The 15,294-nt window shown below is 68.2% G+C and carries 16 protein-coding genes; 9 read left to right on the top strand and 7 right to left on the bottom strand.

Annotated features, from left to right (window positions below):
- The first annotated feature begins 85 nt into the window (after nt 1-85).
- From JKV81_RS14020 to JKV81_RS14010, 3 genes are all read left to right on the top strand, one after another.
- The gene (locus tag JKV81_RS14020; RefSeq protein ID WP_202076164.1) at nt 86-661 is read left to right on the top strand and encodes a DinB family protein; all 576 of its coding nucleotides are present in this window, start codon (nt 86-88) and stop codon (nt 659-661) included.
- Between the two features lie 241 nt (nt 662-902).
- Nucleotides 903-1,421 carry a lytic polysaccharide monooxygenase auxiliary activity family 9 protein gene (locus tag JKV81_RS14015; protein ID WP_202076162.1) on the top strand — a complete coding sequence of 173 codons (519 nt, stop codon included), beginning with the start codon at nt 903-905 and terminating at the stop codon, nt 1,419-1,421.
- A gap of 156 nt (nt 1,422-1,577) precedes the next feature.
- The gene (locus JKV81_RS14010; protein ID WP_202076159.1) at nt 1,578-2,312 is read left to right on the top strand and encodes a chitinase; all 735 of its coding nucleotides are present in this window, start codon (nt 1,578-1,580) and stop codon (nt 2,310-2,312) included.
- Nucleotides 2,313-2,466: 154 nt separating this feature from the next.
- Here the strand turns inward: JKV81_RS14010 and JKV81_RS14005 are convergent, their stop codons facing one another.
- Nucleotides 2,467-2,949: a MarR family winged helix-turn-helix transcriptional regulator gene (locus JKV81_RS14005; protein ID WP_202076157.1), complete on the bottom strand. Its 483-nt coding sequence runs from the start codon at nt 2,947-2,949 to the stop codon at nt 2,467-2,469.
- A gap of 114 nt (nt 2,950-3,063) precedes the next feature.
- On the opposite strand from JKV81_RS14005, the gene JKV81_RS14000 reads away from it, so the two are divergent.
- A complete protein-coding gene (locus JKV81_RS14000) occupies nt 3,064-3,456 on the top strand; it encodes a hypothetical protein (RefSeq protein ID WP_202076156.1) in 393 nt (130 codons plus the stop codon).
- A gap of 290 nt (nt 3,457-3,746) precedes the next feature.
- On the opposite strand, the gene JKV81_RS13995 is transcribed toward JKV81_RS14000, so the two are convergent.
- The gene (locus tag JKV81_RS13995; RefSeq protein ID WP_129260233.1) at nt 3,747-4,160 is read right to left on the bottom strand and encodes a GNAT family N-acetyltransferase; all 414 of its coding nucleotides are present in this window, start codon (nt 4,158-4,160) and stop codon (nt 3,747-3,749) included.
- A 220-nt stretch (nt 4,161-4,380) separates the two neighbouring features.
- Here JKV81_RS13995 and JKV81_RS13990 point away from each other — a divergent pair, with 220 nt between their 5' ends.
- Together JKV81_RS13990 and JKV81_RS13985 are read left to right on the top strand one after the other, a co-directional pair.
- Nucleotides 4,381-5,262 carry a DUF1963 domain-containing protein gene (locus tag JKV81_RS13990; RefSeq protein ID WP_202076155.1) on the top strand — a complete coding sequence of 294 codons (882 nt, stop codon included), beginning with the start codon at nt 4,381-4,383 and terminating at the stop codon, nt 5,260-5,262.
- A gap of 339 nt (nt 5,263-5,601) precedes the next feature.
- Nucleotides 5,602-6,981, top strand: coding sequence for a cation:dicarboxylate symporter family transporter (locus tag JKV81_RS13985; RefSeq protein WP_202076154.1), 1,380 nt, complete (start codon nt 5,602-5,604; stop codon nt 6,979-6,981).
- A 194-nt stretch (nt 6,982-7,175) separates the two neighbouring features.
- Here the strand turns inward: JKV81_RS13985 and JKV81_RS13980 are convergent, their stop codons facing one another.
- The 4 genes from JKV81_RS13980 to JKV81_RS13965 all read right to left on the bottom strand — a co-directional run bounded on the left by JKV81_RS13980 (nt 7,176) and on the right by JKV81_RS13965 (nt 11,144).
- Entirely contained in the window at nt 7,176-7,670 is a 495-nt protein-coding gene (locus tag JKV81_RS13980) for a GNAT family N-acetyltransferase (protein ID WP_202076153.1), read from the bottom strand.
- A gap of 90 nt (nt 7,671-7,760) precedes the next feature.
- Nucleotides 7,761-8,162, bottom strand: coding sequence for a RidA family protein (locus tag JKV81_RS13975; RefSeq protein WP_202076152.1), 402 nt, complete (start codon nt 8,160-8,162; stop codon nt 7,761-7,763).
- Nucleotides 8,159-9,673 carry a leucyl aminopeptidase gene (locus tag JKV81_RS13970; RefSeq protein ID WP_202076151.1) on the bottom strand — a complete coding sequence of 505 codons (1,515 nt, stop codon included), beginning with the start codon at nt 9,671-9,673 and terminating at the stop codon, nt 8,159-8,161. Before JKV81_RS13970 ends, JKV81_RS13975 begins: the two co-directional genes overlap by 4 nt.
- Nucleotides 9,674-10,214: 541 nt before the next feature.
- On the bottom strand, nt 10,215-11,144 hold the full coding sequence (locus JKV81_RS13965; protein WP_236056580.1) for a LysR family transcriptional regulator: 930 nt from the start codon (nt 11,142-11,144) through the stop codon (nt 10,215-10,217).
- A gap of 156 nt (nt 11,145-11,300) precedes the next feature.
- Between JKV81_RS13965 and JKV81_RS13960 the strand changes: the two genes are divergently transcribed.
- The 3 genes from JKV81_RS13960 to JKV81_RS13950 all read left to right on the top strand — a co-directional run bounded on the left by JKV81_RS13960 (nt 11,301) and on the right by JKV81_RS13950 (nt 14,166).
- Entirely contained in the window at nt 11,301-12,197 is an 897-nt protein-coding gene (locus tag JKV81_RS13960; RefSeq protein ID WP_202076149.1) for an alpha/beta fold hydrolase, read from the top strand.
- 106 nt (nt 12,198-12,303) lie between these two features.
- Nucleotides 12,304-13,233, top strand: coding sequence for a DMT family transporter (locus JKV81_RS13955; protein ID WP_236056577.1), 930 nt, complete (start codon nt 12,304-12,306; stop codon nt 13,231-13,233).
- A 30-nt stretch (nt 13,234-13,263) separates the two neighbouring features.
- The gene (locus JKV81_RS13950) at nt 13,264-14,166 is read left to right on the top strand and encodes a PhzF family phenazine biosynthesis isomerase (RefSeq protein WP_202076146.1); all 903 of its coding nucleotides are present in this window, start codon (nt 13,264-13,266) and stop codon (nt 14,164-14,166) included.
- A gap of 110 nt (nt 14,167-14,276) precedes the next feature.
- Here JKV81_RS13950 and JKV81_RS13945 read toward each other — a convergent pair whose 3' ends face one another.
- On the bottom strand, nt 14,277-15,185 hold the full coding sequence (locus JKV81_RS13945) for an NmrA/HSCARG family protein (protein ID WP_129260022.1): 909 nt from the start codon (nt 15,183-15,185) through the stop codon (nt 14,277-14,279).
- Between the last annotated feature and the right edge of the window lie 109 nt (nt 15,186-15,294).

The following is a 15,294-nucleotide window of genomic DNA, read 5'->3' as shown; positions in this document are numbered from 1 at the left end:
CCCGCGGCGGCCCTGCTTCGGCGCCACGCCGGCCCGCATTCGATATCGAGTGGCGGACGGAGTCGAGGCGCACCACGATGCGACGATGGACTCAGGCAAGCGCGGCGACGAAGCCGTGGTGACTCGATGGACCCCTTCCACCGTCCACCCCGACATGTGGGTCGACCCGGACGACGACCCACGCGAGACCGAGGCCGAGGCGGCCGACGAACGCGGCACGCTGCTGCAGTGCCTGCGCCACTTCCGGCTCACCATCGAGATGAAATGTGCGGGCCTGGACACCGAACAGATGGCCCGGCGCTCCGTACCTCCGTCCACGATGTCCATGCTCGGGCTGGTGAGGCACATGGCCGAGGACGAGCGGCACTTCCGCCGGATGGCCGGCGAGGACTCCCCCAGGATCTATCGCACCCCCGAAGACCGTGACGGCGACTGGAACGGAGCGGTCGCCGACCCTGCGGTCGTGGAGGACGCCTGGCGTCGGTGGCGGGCCGAGAGCGAGGCGACCGACCGCTTCATCGCCGGCTTCCCCGACCTCGGCACGCGGACCGGGGAGGGACCGCTCCGCGAGATCCTGGTCGCGCAGATCACCGAGTACGCGCGGCACTGCGGGCACGCCGACCTTCTGCGCGAGCGGATCGACGGCCGGGTGGGCCAGTGATCACTCGGGACGCACGGGTGCTTGACACGAACACGTCCGCTTGTATGGTCTAGGCCAACAGAACTCACCGCTCCGCTTCCGGAGTTGGGCCCTGTCGGCGCCCCCATGCGCCGGCGGGGACGGTGAGTGCGCGTGACCTTCGCGCCTCTTGGCCCCCACCCAGAGGCCGCACCCCGGCACGTGCGGTCCCCCCACATACGACCGCACATGCCCCGGGGCGGCCTGATGTGAAGGAGTACGTATGCACGCCAGCAGGAAGACGGCAGCACTGATCGGTGCGGCCCTGGCCCCCGTCATCGCGATCAGCCTGCCCGCCGGTTCGGCCAGCGCCCACGGCTACATCTCGGATCCGCCCAGCCGGCAGGCCCAGTGTGCCGCGGGGACGGTGTCCTGCGGAGACATCACCTACGAGCCCCAGAGCGTGGAAGGGCCCAAGGGCCTGACCAACTGCAGCGGCGGGAACAGCCGCTTCGCGGAGCTGGACGACGACAGCAAGGGCTGGGCCGTCACCTCGGTCCCGAAGAACGCGACGTTCTCCTGGAAGCTCACCGCCCAGCACTCCACCAGCACCTGGGAGTACTACGCCGGCGGCCAGCAGATCGCCGTGTTCGACGACAGCGGCGCCAAGCCGGGCGCCGTGGTGAACCACGAGGTGGACTTCGGCAGCCTCACCGGGCAGCAGAAGGTGCTCGCCGTGTGGAACGTGGCCGACACCGACAACGCGTTCTACGCCTGCATCGACGTCAACGTCGGCGGCTGACACATCGAGTGGAGCGAGGCCGGGTGAGCGGTGGCCCCATGCCGGGTCACCGGGCTCGCCCGTCCACGGAGGGGCTTGCCACCAACACGCCAAGCCCCTCCGAGCTCCCACCCACCCTGTCCTCGCCTTCGCCCTCGTCCCACAGGAGCCGACCTCGTGAAGTCCCGCAAACTCGCCCTCCTGGCCGCCACCGGCGCGGCCGCCACGCTCTGCACCCTGATCCTCGCCCCGTCAGCGCTCGCCCAGAAGACGGATGCGCGGTCCACGGCCGCCGAGTTCGTGCTCTCCGAGACACAGTTCGACGAGATGTTCCCGAACAGGAACTCCTTCTACACCTACAGCGGCCTCACGGACGCACTCAGCGCCTATCCGGATTTCACCAACGCCGGCAGTGACACGGTGAAGAAGCAGGAGGCCGCCGCCTTCCTCGCCAACGTCAGCCACGAAACCGGCGGGCTGGTGTACGTCGTCGAGCAGAACACCGCCAACTATCCGCACTACTGCGACGCCACCCAGCCGTACGGCTGCCCGGCGGGCAACGACAAGTACTACGGGCGCGGGCCCATCCAGCTCAGCTGGAACTTCAACTACAAGAGCGCCGGCGACGCCCTGGACATCGATCTCCTCAACAACCCCGACCTGGTCCAGAACGACGCGTCCGTCGCCTGGAAGACGGGCCTGTGGTACTGGAACACCCAGAGCGGACCCGGCACCATGACGCCGCACGACGCGATGGTCAACAGTGCCGGCTTCGGCGAGACCATCCGCGCCATCAACGGCAGCCTGGAATGCAACGGCGGCAACCCCCAGCAGGTCCAGAGCCGCATCGACATCTACGAGCGCTTCACCCAGGTCCTGGGCGTCGAGCCCGGAGACGGCCTCAGCTGCTAGGGCCCTTTCGTCCGGATCAGGCCGGGCCAGGTAGCGGGGTCCGTTGCGTGCAGCAGCTGCAAGGCGGAGCCCGGCCTGATCCGAACGAGAGGCACTGGGCAGCGGTCGCCCTCACATCGTTCCTGATGTGAGGGCGACGTCCGGCGGTCGGGCCTCAGGAGCCACCCGTGGGGTCCGCCGGTTCGTTGACCAGTTCCCAGAGGGTCGCGCGGCATTCGTCCAGGCGCCTGTCGCCGATCCGGTCGGCCCACTGGCGGTCGATGTTCTCCGCACTGCGCCGGGCGGCCTCTGCGGCGGTAGTTCCGCCGGGGGTGAAGTCGACGATCTTGGCTCGCGCGTCCGCCGGATCGCGCCGGCGGTGGAGGTAGCCCCTCGCCACCAGTTCGTCGACCAGCGGGCCGACGGTCTGTTTGGTGCTTCCGAGGCGTTCGGCGATCTCGGTGACACGGGCCCCGTCGCCGTGGCCGAGCGCCGCGAAGATCCGCAGGTGGGCGGGGCGCAGATCCGTGATGCCTACGCCGGCGAGGTCGTCCTGCACCCGGTCGGTGACGATCGCGGCGAGCCGGCGCGCCAGCGCGCCGAGCCGTGAGTCCGGTTCCAGGCGGGTGTCGGCGGCGGAATACGGGTTCCTCGGCATGGTCAGGTCACCATACCTTCCCTTAATAGTCAGGTGACCGTACTGTTTGTGCCCTGCACCAGGCCGAGCGGATCCGCTGCCGGAACCGCGGGCACCACCGGAAGGAACCCTGCGATGAACACCCCACCCCAGGCGCACCCGGCCCTTCCACAGACCGCCAGGGTGCTGGCGGGCCTGCTCCTGCTGTCCGGCGTCACCCACCTCGCGCAACTCGCCGTCTACCAGCACGAGGCGAACATGCTGGGCGCCGCCGCGTTCGGCGCCGTGTACGTGGCGATCGGAGTCGCGGTCCTCGGACGACGGCCTGCCGCGCTCCACCTCGCGGCCGTGCTCCCCACGATCGGCGGTCTGCTCGGCATCTACCGCTTCTTCTTCCTCCACACGAACCCCTTCAGCGTGTGGCACGTCGCCCTCGACCTGATCATCGTGCCGCTGGCCGTGACGCTCTTGGCCCGCCGGCGCACCGAGCCCTCCGGAGCCCTTTCCGGTGCGACGGCCGGTCCCTGAAACGCACCCCGGGTCCGATGCCGGCGCGACACGTGGCGGCAGCACCCAGGGCGTGCGCCGTGACCGGTCGCCATTCGCTTGCCCTGCCCCCGGGCCACGGCTGCACTGGGGCCGGACACCACCAGTCGTGGTGCCGGTACTTCGAGGAGGCAGGCGACACCGTCTTCACGGCCCTGGCCCGGTTCGTACTAGGAAACGACCTGGTGTCACAGGTCGTGTTCAAGCGCGACCCGCCCGAGCACCCGCTGCGCTGGCAGAGGTACGATCCCACGCAACCAACTGCGTCCCGTTCACGGCGCCGTCTCACGCAGGTCCGGACGGTTCCTCGGCAGTCCGAAGCCCGCCATCTCCTTTTCCTCGTAGGACAGGAAGCCCAGGCTCCGGTAGAACGCGTGGTTGCGCTTGCCCTCCGGTGACGACTCGTGGTCCGTGGACAGGAGAAAGAAGCGGCAGTGCGAGTAGCGCGGCATGAGGTCTTCGATCAAGGCCCTGCCGATGCCCTGCCTGTGATGGTCGGGGTTGACCACGACGTCTTGGACGTAGCAGATGTGCTCGTCGTCGGAAATGGTCCTGGCCAGCCCGAGGAGCGTTCCCGCACTGTCGCGTGCCGTGATGACGAGGTGCGAGTTCAGCAGGCCGCGGCAGAGCTTCTCGACGTCACGGGTGTAGCCCTCCCAGCCGACCGAGGCGTAGAGCGTGAGCATCTCCTCAGGATCAAAAGCTTCCTCTTTCGCGATGAACACAACAAACCCCCATGCGATGACGCAATGTCCGATGCCAAGCCCGACACTGCATCTGACGTCACGTCCGTCGGACACGTCAAGATCGGCAACCGAACTCGGCCGGTCCGGGCGGGGGTTCCTCGGCGCCGGCCTCCCCGTGCCCGCCGCGTCGATGTCCGCGCTCTCGGGCACCATGGGGGACATGGATCACCAGGGGCGGTTTCGTCGTGCGGCACTTGAGCTGGGCATCCCGGACGACGAGATCGGAGCGTTCAGCCGGCACCTCCGTCTGTCGATCGGGCTGAGCGGGGGTTCCGGCGGTGTTCCGGTCGGGCAGTTCGGTGGGTCGCCCCGGCTGCCGGTGGGCATGGACTGGCCGTCCGCCGGGAACAGTCCGCTGCCGTTCGTCTTCTCCGTCGAGTGCGGGGCGCTGCCGGGAGTGGACGGCTTCGACCTGCCGGCGGACGGGTCGCTGCTCTTCTTCCTGGACCACGAGAAGGACCATCTGGACGACACCGGGGCGTACGCGCGAGTCGTGTACGTCCAGGACGGCACGGCTACTGCGGTCACGGAATCCCCCCGCCCCGAGCTCACCGGCAAGCAGTACGACGTCAGCGCCACGCTCCTCGCCGAGCTGCCCCCTTGGTTCGGGACGGACGAGGACGATGATGACGACGAGGACGAGGACCGGGACGACCTGTCGCCCTTCCAGCAGCAGCTGGCCCGCGATCTGGAGCGCGACATCCCGCACCTGGACGAACTCCGCGCTCTCGCCTACGACCTCTGGCCCGGCGAAGGCCTCGCCGGCGCCTGTATCGGTGGGTACGCAGACGAGGAAGTGGTCACGAGCGTTGCGGAGCAGACCCTCGCGGGGCTCGAGAAGGCCGGCGGGCCAGTCATCCCGATGGCGATGTGGGACTCCCATGTGGAGAAGGAAGCGCACCGGCTGACGAGCGAGTGGATGTCACTCGCCCGCTTTCCCGTGGCCGACGCGTACTACTACGGGAGTTTCGCGATCCGCCACGACGACCTGGCCGACGCTCGGGTGGACAAGGCACTTCCCGTGACCAGGTTCAGCGAGTAGGACACCGGCCCCTTCCGAACCGGTGGCGTGACCGCGAGTCGGATACGTCGCCCCGGATCAGCGGACCCGACCCCGCGGAGGAGGCCGGTCGATGCGATGGCCTCCTCCGCGACGGCGATGCGGTCGCCGCCCGAGACGTACGCCGCGTCCGAACTTCTCCTTCTGCGTGGGTGTGTGCGCCCCTATGGCCACTGGTCCCAGTTGATGGTTGGACCATGCACCAAAGTTCGGACCACCTGCCGCTCGGCTCTTCCCTCAGGTCGATGTCCGCTTGATAGTTGACCCACGAGCGGAAGATTAATTCCGCATTACGGAATTACGGTAGGAGGAGAGCAGCCCATGACGCAGGTCGGTCCGTCCCTGACTCGTCGTCTCGCCCGGAGTCTTCGGACTTCGATGTTCGTGCAGGTGCTCTGCGCCCTGATCCTCGGCATCGTCGTCGGAGGGGTGTGGGCCGATGTCGGATCTGCCGTGCAGCCGCTCGGTGATGGTTTCATCCGGCTGATCAAGGCGTTGATCGCCCCCTTGGTCTTCTGCGTGGTGGTCACCGGCATCGCCAAGGCGGGCGATCTGAAGTCCTTCGGGAGGATCGGGCTCAAGGCGCTGATCTGGTTCGAGGTGGCCACGACGATCGCTCTGGCGATCGGGCTGGTGGCCGGGAACCTGGTCCGTCCGGGCAGCGGGATGAACGTGGATCCCGCCTCGCTGGATGCCTCGGCCGTCGACGAGAAGACCGGCGGCGGTCAGCTGCCGTCCACGAGTGAGTTCCTGCTGCACTCCCTGCCCGACAGCGCGGTAGGGGCGTTCGCCGAGAACTCCCTGCTCCAAGTCCTCATCCTGGCCTGCCTGGTGGGTGCTGCCCTGCTTCACCTGGGACACACCAAAGTGCCGGCGATCCTCCCGGCGGTCGATCAGGCGCAGCAAGTCATCTTCGCCATCGTCGGCTTCATCATGCGGCTCGCTCCTCTTGCCGTCTTCGGGGCCACTGCCCACCTGGTCGGCGAGTACGGCATCGGCGCGCTGTCCACGTACGGCAAGCTGATCGGCGTCTGCTATGCGGTGGCGCTGGTCTTTCTGCTGCTGCTCGGTGCCGCCTTGAAGATGTTCACGGGGGTGAGCCTGTGGAAGTTCGTCCGTTACACCCGCGAGGAACTGGTGCTGGCGCTGGGCACGGGTTCGAGCGAGACGGTGATGCCGCGCATGATGCAGAAGCTGCGGCAGGCGGGTTGCCGCGACGATTCCGTGGGCCTGGTGCTGCCCACCGGATATTCGTTCAACCTCGACGGCGCTTCCATCTACCTCTCGATCGCGACACTGTTCATCGCTCAGGCCGTGGGCGTGGAGCTGACGCTCGGGCAGCAGGTCACCGTGGTGCTGGTGCTGATGCTGAGCAGCAAGGGAATGGCGGGCGTGCCCGGGTCGGCGTTCCTCGCCCTGTCGGCGACGGTCTCGGCCCTGGGCGTCATCCCGGCCGGTGCCGTGGCGCTGCTGCTCGGAGTCGACCGGATCATGGACACCATGCGGGTGGCAACCAATCTCCTCGGTAACTGTGTCGCCGTGTTCGCGGTGTCCAAGTGGGAAGGAGCACTCGACCGCGAGCGCGCCCGCGCGGTCCTGGACGGCGAGATCGCGTTCGTCCCCGAGGAGGACGCATCTGCGGCGCAGGACAAGGACCAGGTGCTGGCGTCCGCTTCGACGAAGCCCGGCGCCGACCGGTGAACGCGGCGGCCGCGCACCCGTTGCGGGGCCGCCCCCCGGAAGCATTCGCCGGGCTGTCGAAGTGTCCGCGAACCTGAGCAACGTGCTTGCGGCTCAGCACGGCAATCTCGACGCGCTCCTGGTCACCGCGCCAGACCGCAGGGTCCCTGCGACGTTCATGGCGTCAGGGAACGGACAAGGTCGATTGTTTGCCGTCAGACCCCAGGCAGGGTGAGCCAGTCCGACCAGGAGATCTCCCGGCCGAGGAAGCGCGGCTGTTCGAACGGCCAGTCGGCGGCGATCCACTGCGGCACCAGCTCGTCGAGGGCCTGCTCGACCTTGGTGTCCACCAGCTCGTCCACCACCCACCAGGCGATCTCGCCGTCCGCGCCGGCCCTCTCCGGTGGGTCGATGTAGACGCACCCGAGCAGAGCTGTCTCCGCCGCGTCGAACAGCCCGTAGTTGAAGGACTGGTGTGCGGCGATCTCCTTCTCGTGGCGCAACAGGTCGGCCTGGTCGGCCTCGTAGGTCATGGTGGCCGCGGGCCAGCCCCAGGCGGGGCCGAAGATGGTCCACAGCCGCTCGCGCGAGCCCATCACAGCCGGATAGTCGAGCGGAGTGTCCGTCTCCCGGATCGGCCGCAGGTGATGACCGCCGCCCGGCAGCGGTACCAGGACGGGATGGACGAAGTTGTCGGGGAGCCAGCTCATAGCGCCCAACCGTAACAGTGCGCGACCATCCGTTCCTTTGGATTTGCCCAGGTCAACGGATTCTCAGGCCCCCACACTCACATGGCCCGCTCAGCGAGTACACCAGCCGACGGCGTCGGCGGCCACGCGGTAGTCATGGTGCAGCCCTGCGACTTGCAGTACAGCCCGAGCTGGGCGGTGGGTGCCGAACACCTCACCGAAGACGGCATCGACGGAGTCCCAGTCCGAGATGTCCGTGAGGTACAGCGTGACCCTGGCCACCGAATCGGCTCGGCCCCCTGCGGCCTCCACGATGGCCAAGACGTTGCTGAGGGCTTGTCGCGTCTGCTCCGCCAGGGGCGAAGTGGCGAGCACGCCGCTCCCGACCGGTAGTTGGGCGGACACCCAGACGGCACCGTCCGGGGTGACGGTCGCCTGTGCGTAGTGCCCGAAGGGTTCCGGAGCCGTGGCTGTTGCGACGCTGCGGAGGCCGCCGGTGGAGTAGTGGTTCACCGGTCCGCCCCTGACCGCTCCAGGGCGGCGTCCTGCGCCAGTTGCACCAGAGTGCGTACCGCACAGCCGGTGCCGCCCCGGGGTGTGTGTCCGTAGGGCTCGCCTTCGTGGAAGGCGGGACCCGCGATGTCGAGATGGGCCCAGGGCACACCGTCGGGTACGAATTCCTGCAGGAAGAGACCGGCGACCAGGCCGCCGCCCATGCGTACCCCGGTGTTGGCGATGTCGGCCACCGGGGAGTCCAGGCTCTCGCGCAGCTGGTTCGGCAGCGGCATGGGCCATGCCTCCTCCCCCGCGCGTTCGGCCGCGTCGACGACGTGGGCACGGAAGCGTGCGTCCGGCGACATCACGCCGAAGACGCGGTCGCCCAGGGCCATCCTCATCGCGGCGGTCAGGGTGGCCACGTCCACGAGGGCGTCCGGTCCCTCCTCGCCCGCGCGGACGAGAGCGTCCGCGAGCACCAGGCGCCCTTCGGCGTCGGTTTTGAGCACTTCGACGGTCCTGCCGTTGTACATCCGCAGCACGTCTCCCGGCTTGGTTGCCGAGCCGGACGGCATGTTCTCGGCGATCGCGAGCCAGCCGGTGACGTTCACGCGCAGGCGGAGCCGTGCAGCAGCCACCACAGCGGCCAGGACAGCGGCGGCCCCGGACATGTCCCGCTTCATGATTTCGTTGGAGCCGACCGGCTTGAGCGATATGCCGCCCGAGTCGTAGGTAATGCCCTTGCCGACAAAGGCGAGGGTCTTGTCGGCGGCCGGGTGGGTGTAGGCGACCCTGACCAGGCGTGGCGGTCTCACGGAGCCCTGGCCGACACCGAGGATGCCGCCGAACGACTCCTTGGCGAGGGCCTCCTCATCGAGTACCTCGACGTCGAGCCCGTACGTCTCCCCGACATCGCGTCCGGTGGCGGCGAAAGCCTCCGGCGTCAGATGATTGGCCGGCATGTTGATCAGGTCCCGGGCACGGTTCATCTCCTCGCCGATCACGCTGCCGCGCCGCACACCGGCCGTCACCTCGTCCTGAGTCGCCTCATCCGCCTGGATCACCAGTTCACCGACGGGGCCCTGGCCCTCGCCCGGGTCACGGTATGCGGTGAAGGTGTAGGCGCCGAGCAGAGCGCCCATCGCCACGGCTTCCGCGGCTTCGGCGGTGTTGGCCGGAAGGGCGAGCACAGCACGCCCGGTTCCGGCCAGTACACGGGCGGCCACTCCGGCGGCTCGGCGCAGCGCGTCGTCGGTCGCCACACCGCCCTCAGTTGTCTTCCCCAGACCGACCGCGAGGACCACCTCGGCCTGGAGGCCTGCTGGGGCGGGCAGCTTGAGCGTTTGTCCTTCCGCTCCGGTGAAGCCGAGAGTGCCGAGCGGCGCGGCGAGGCCGGCGTCGAACGCCTCGTCCACAGCTTCCGCGCCGGGCGCGACGACCGGCCCTGCGGGGCTTGCTGAGACACCGATCACGACGCAGTCCGCGGGCTGCGCTCCAGGGGCGGCAGTCGAGACGGTAAGGGTGGTCACGTCATTGTCCTGTTCTCCGAAGGATCTTTCGGGCTTGTCGAAGCCGATTCCGGCTGGCTCACCGACCGTGTGGTGGGAGCCGATGTGCAGGGCGGGCTTCGACCGTCCGTTGTGGGGCGGCGGCCCTGACGCTGGTCGGACCGAGGCAGGCCACCGGAACGGCCGTTTGTGCCTTCATGAGCGGAGCAGATGAGGGGAGATGCGATCCATCCTCACGGTCCCGGTCCGGTCCGTTTTCAGGCCGTCGGCGTCAGGGCGATCAGCCCACGGGCGGACATGCCCATGCGGTGGAAAGCCATATGGCCGTGACGCCCTTCATGTTCGGTCTCCGCCGCGTCTGCCACCTGAGGAACGATGCCTGGGGCTGGTGCCTGAGCATAATCAAAAGCTTCTGCACTACCGTTAAGTACGCCTACATTTCTGCCCGAGGGGAGCGAGCCGGATCACCCTTGCCCGGTCCCGCTCCTCGGCGCGTACCGGGTGAATCACGTGGTCCATGCACCGCGTCCATTGCGTGGGGCGGACGGACTCACCACACGGTTCATGCAGTCGGGGCGCTCTCCGGTTCATCGGAGATGAACGACCGGTGGTCGGACAGCGCGAGAGCGGCCTCGCCCAGTGCGTCGATCAACGCGTTCAGGGCGGAGGGGACCGTCATCGAAGCGCGAACCGCACTGCAGATCGACCGGACCGGCTCCGGTGCCCGGACCTCCCGCACGACCACGTTCGAGGGAACGGCACGCAGCCCGAGCCGCGGGACCAGCGCGACCCCGATTCCTGCGGCCACGAAGCCCAGCGCCGTGGCGTAGTCACCGCTTTCGACGACGAATTTGGGCGTGAAACCCGCGGCCCCGCAGGCGTCGAGGACGATGGCCTGGCAGGGATCGGAGGAGCGCTCGCTGCCCACCCACGGCTCGTCGGCCAGGTCCCCCAGGGCAAGTACGTCGCGCTCGGCCAGTGGGTGGCCCGCAGGCAGGATGACTCGGTACGGGTCGTCGAGCAGGGGGATGAGCCGCACACCGGCGGGCTCCCCGATCGAGGGACGTACCACGACGGCGAGGTCGGCGCGTCCTTGTTGGACCTCCGGCAGCGGGTCGTGCGGGTCGCTGAGGTGGAGGTCGAACCGTACGCCTGGGCGAGTCTCGCGCAGCCGGGCCAGAGTGGGCGCCATCAACGGGGCACCTGCCGTGCCGAAGTACCGCACGGTCACGCGCCCGGCGCGGCCCTCACGCAGATCTGTGAGCGCTGTTTCTGCCTCCGCCACGGTTCTGCCGATGGCGGCGGCGTAATCGCTGAGCAGCCGTCCCGCCTCGGTGGGACGTACGCCGCGTCCGGCCCGCTCCAGCAACGGCATGCCGGCTTCCTTCTCCAGGGCGGAAACCTGCTGGCTGATGGCAGACGGGGTGTATCCCAGATTGGCCGCCGCGGCGGTAACCGATCCGCTGGTGACCACGGCACGCAGTACCTGCATGCGCCTCATATCGAGCATGTAGCAGACATTAACAGTAGGTGTAGATCATTTCACTTGTGCTATCGGTTCGCTCGGCGCAGGCTACCGCTGTCGGGGTCCGCGCACGGCTCCCGTACGACCCCGAACAGGCTCACCGACCGCACAGGAGACCCGATCGTGTCGACCTTCCACGTGGACCACCAGGACTCATCCGCCTTCACGCACGGCATGGCCGATATCGAGCCGGGGCTGCGCTTGCACTACGTGACGGCCGGGCACGGGGACCGCACGATCGTCCTCGTGCACGGTTTTCCCCAGACGTGGTGGGAGTGGCACCGGGTGATCCAGCCCCTCGTGGACGCCGGGTACCGCGTCGTTGCCCCCGACTACCGGGGTGCCGGTCACTCGTTCCGGCCGGTCGCCGGCTACGACAAGTGGACGATGGCGAACGACCTCCACCGGCTGCTGCACGAGCATCTCGGCGTGCGCGAGCCGGTGGTGATGGTCGGTCATGACATCGGCCTGATGGTCGCCTACGCATACGCGCAGCGCTTCCGTGACGACGTATCCCACCTGGTGACCATGGATGCCCCGTTGCCCGGCACCGCGGTCTTCGACCGGCTGCGCAGCGACCCTCGCGTATGGCACTTCGCCTTCCACGGGGCACGGGACGTGGCGGAGATCCTGGTCGCAGGACGCGAACGGCAGTACCTCCAGACGTTCTTCGGCGTGCGCACCTCCGATCCCTCCGCACTGTCGGACCGCGACTTCGACACGTACGTGGCCGCGTACTCCGCCCCCGGAGCGATGCGCGCCGGGTTCGAGGTGTACCGCGCCTTCGATCAGGACGCGGCCGACAACCGCGCGGCGCTCGCTCGCAACGGCAAGCTCACCGTGCCGGTCCTGGCGGTCGGTGGGGCTATGAGCACGTCAGGGGCGCTCATCGAGGAAATGATGCTTGAGGTGGCCGAGCAGGTGACCGGACTCATCGTGGCGGGGACCGCGCATTGGATCGCGGAGGAGAATCCGGAGGCCTTCGTCGCCGCACTGCTGCGGTTCGTGGCAGTGGACTGACTCGGCCCATGTCCCATGTGGAGCCGGGTCGACCACGCAGCACGAGACCCAGGAGCGGAAAGCACACGGCGAGACGCTTCGCGTTGCCGAACGTACGGACGAGACGATGGTGAAGGGCGGCATGGACGGGACCCGGACGTGGGCACGAATCGGCGCACTTGCCCTGCTGTGGGGAGCAACCTTCCTCTGGATCGAGTTGGCTCTCGAGGCGCTGGCACCGGTGCATGTGACCCTCAGTCGATGCGTGATCGGGTCGATCACTCTGCTGGTCGCCTGCCGAGTCGCGGGGCAACGGCTCCCCCGCGACCGGAGTGTCTGGGGCCGAATCGCGGTGGCCGCCTTCTTCTGCAACGCTCTGCCCTTCGCGATGTTCAGCGTGGGCCAGCGGAGTATCGACTCGGGTGTCGCCGGCGTGCTGAACGCGACCACTCCCCTGTGGGCACTTCTGATCGGCGTCATCACCGGTGCCGAGCGGGGGCTCCGGTCGACCCGGCTGTGTGGACTGCTGATCGGATATGCCGGAGTCGTGCTGATCCTCGCCCCGTGGAAGGCCGCGGGGTCCGGCGGGTGGGGCATTGTGGCCGTCGCCCTGGCAGCGGCCAGCTACGCGATCGGCTTCGCCTTCATGGCACGCCACCTGGTCGGCACGGGCATCCCCACCATCTCGCTCTCCGCCGCGCAACTCGTCGTGGCGACCTGTCTCACTGCGCTGACCCTGCCCTTCGGCGGCCTGGAGCCGGTCGAGATCAGCGCGAGGACGATGGCCGTCGTGCTGGTTCTGGGCGTAGTCGCCACGGCTGCCACGTTCTACCTCACCTACCGCAACATCGCCGCCGAAGGAGCCACGAACACCGCGACCGTGGGGTACCTGTTGCCGGTGGTCTCGGTGGCCCTGGGTGTCGTCGTGCTCGATGAGGACTTCAACGTACGGATCGGTGTCGGGATGTCGGTCGTGCTCGTCGGCGTCGCCCTCACCCGCCGCTTCACGTCCACTGACCCGGAGCCGTCGTCTCCGGCGCCGGCCGGAACGCCCTGACCGAGGGCCCATGCCGAAAGGAGCAACCGTATGCCGCAGGTTCTCTATCAGATCGATGCCTTCTCCCCCGCACCCTTCCAGGGCAACCCGGCTGGAGTGGTCCTCAGCGCCGAAGGCCTGACAGAGGCCCAGATGCAGGCCGTGGCACGGGAGCTGAACAACTCGGAAACTGCCTTCGTCCTGCCGCCGGAGGGGGCCGACCACGATGTGCGAGTGCGGTTCTTCACCCCCACGACAGAGGTCCCGACCTGCGGACACGCCACAGTGGCGGCTCACTACGCACGGGCCGTCGAGTACGGCCTGCCGTCGGGATCATGTGTACAGAAGTCCGGCACGGGCCTTCTGCAAGGAGTGCAGATTCTTCGCGAGGGCGACCGCGTACGGATCAGCATGGAACAGGGCAAGGCCGTCTTCAACCCCGAACTGAACGGCAGCCAGACGGACCGACTGCTGCGGGCACTGGACGCAGGCCTCGACGACCTGGCCGACAGCGGCCCGGTTCAGATCGTGTCCACCGGTCACTCCAAGGCACTCGTCGAACTGCGTGACCGCAGTGCCATCGACAGCCTGCGCCCGGATCCCACCGCACTGACAGCGCTGAGCCACGAGGTCGGCACCAACGGCTTCTTCGTCTTCACACGAGCCACCGGCGAACCGCACCTGCTCACCTGGTCACGCATGTTCGCCCCCGCGATCGGAATCGCCGAGGACCCCGTCACCGGCAACGGGCATGGCCCCCTCGGCGCCTATCTGGTACGTCATGGCATCGTCCCCACGGTGAACGGCCGGCTCACGTTCACCGGACGGCAAGGCTGGGCCATGGGGAGGCCCGGTGACGTCGAAGTCCGCGTCGACACAGGAGCCGATGACGCACTGCAGGTCGCCATCACCGGCGAGGCATCAACCGCGTTCAGGGCTGACCTGCACATCTGATCGGGCGGTCGACCGGTACGTACAAACGACTGGCCGCCGGCTACAAGGCAACGGCCGCAGCTGATCATCAGTGCGTGAAGACAGAGGGTCGTGCGGTGCTGCAGGTCGCGTCAGGCGAGCTGATCGCGGAACAGTGCGTCGAACTGCGCCCTGCCTTCCTTCCGTAGCCAGGTGTCGAAGGTCATCAGAGCCGGGTGCAGGCTGCGCAGCTTTGAAATGTCAGCCTGCCAGCCACCACCCTTGCGATGGGCGAAGTCGTAGCCGGCCTGGGCGTCCGGGTCCAGCCCTGTGAGAGCCTCTCGCGGGATCGCCCGGTAGGCGACGGCGACTCCGGTAGTGCGGCTGATCGCGTCGACCACCTGCGGCAGCGTCAATTCATCACCGGCGATCTCGAGTGCTCGGCCGATGTACTGGTCGGGATGGGTGAATGCCATGGCCGCGAAGGCGCCGATATCGCTCCCGGCTATGAGCTGGACGGGCACCTCAGGCTCGACCACATCGGTCAGTACGCCATCGCGCACCCCCATGGTCGGGTCGGAGTGGTTCTCCATGAACCGCACAGGACGCAAGAGGGTGGCGGGCAGCCCCAGGGCGCCGATTCGCCTCTCGATCCGCCATTTGCTCTCCCAGCGGCGGATGCCGGGTGAGCGCTCCACGCCGGCGACCGAAGCGTAGACGAGGTGCCGGACATCGGCTTCGTACGCCGCTTCGATCACATTCATGCCCAGCTGCATCTCGTCCTCGACGGAGAAGCCGGGCGGGGTGCCGGGATAGCCGGCGGTGGGCTGGACACTGAAGACCCCGTGCACGCCCCGCATCGCCGCGTCGAGGGAAGCCCTGTCCCCCATGTCTCCCGAAACGACCTCGGCGCCGGCCCGTACCAGCGCCTGTACCCCGGGGCTGACCTGGTCGCGGACAAGGGCTCGCACCCGCCAACCGGCCGCCAGCAGCTGCCGCGCGGTGGCTCCACCCTGCAGACCGGTGGCCCCGGTCACCAGCACAGTGGGATTCGTCGTCATTTCTACCTCCGCGTGAGCGCCGGACATTGCCGGGCCGGGAAGAGCTACATCAACTGGGGAACTTCCCCGGTTACTGCTTGCTACTATATGGGGAGACTCCCCGTTTCGT

Origin of the sequence: Streptomyces silvae (genome assembly GCF_016745505.1) — a bacterium.
Lineage (GTDB): Bacteria > Actinomycetota > Actinomycetes > Streptomycetales > Streptomycetaceae > Streptomyces > Streptomyces silvae.
This window is presented reverse-complemented; position numbering and strand designations above follow the sequence as displayed.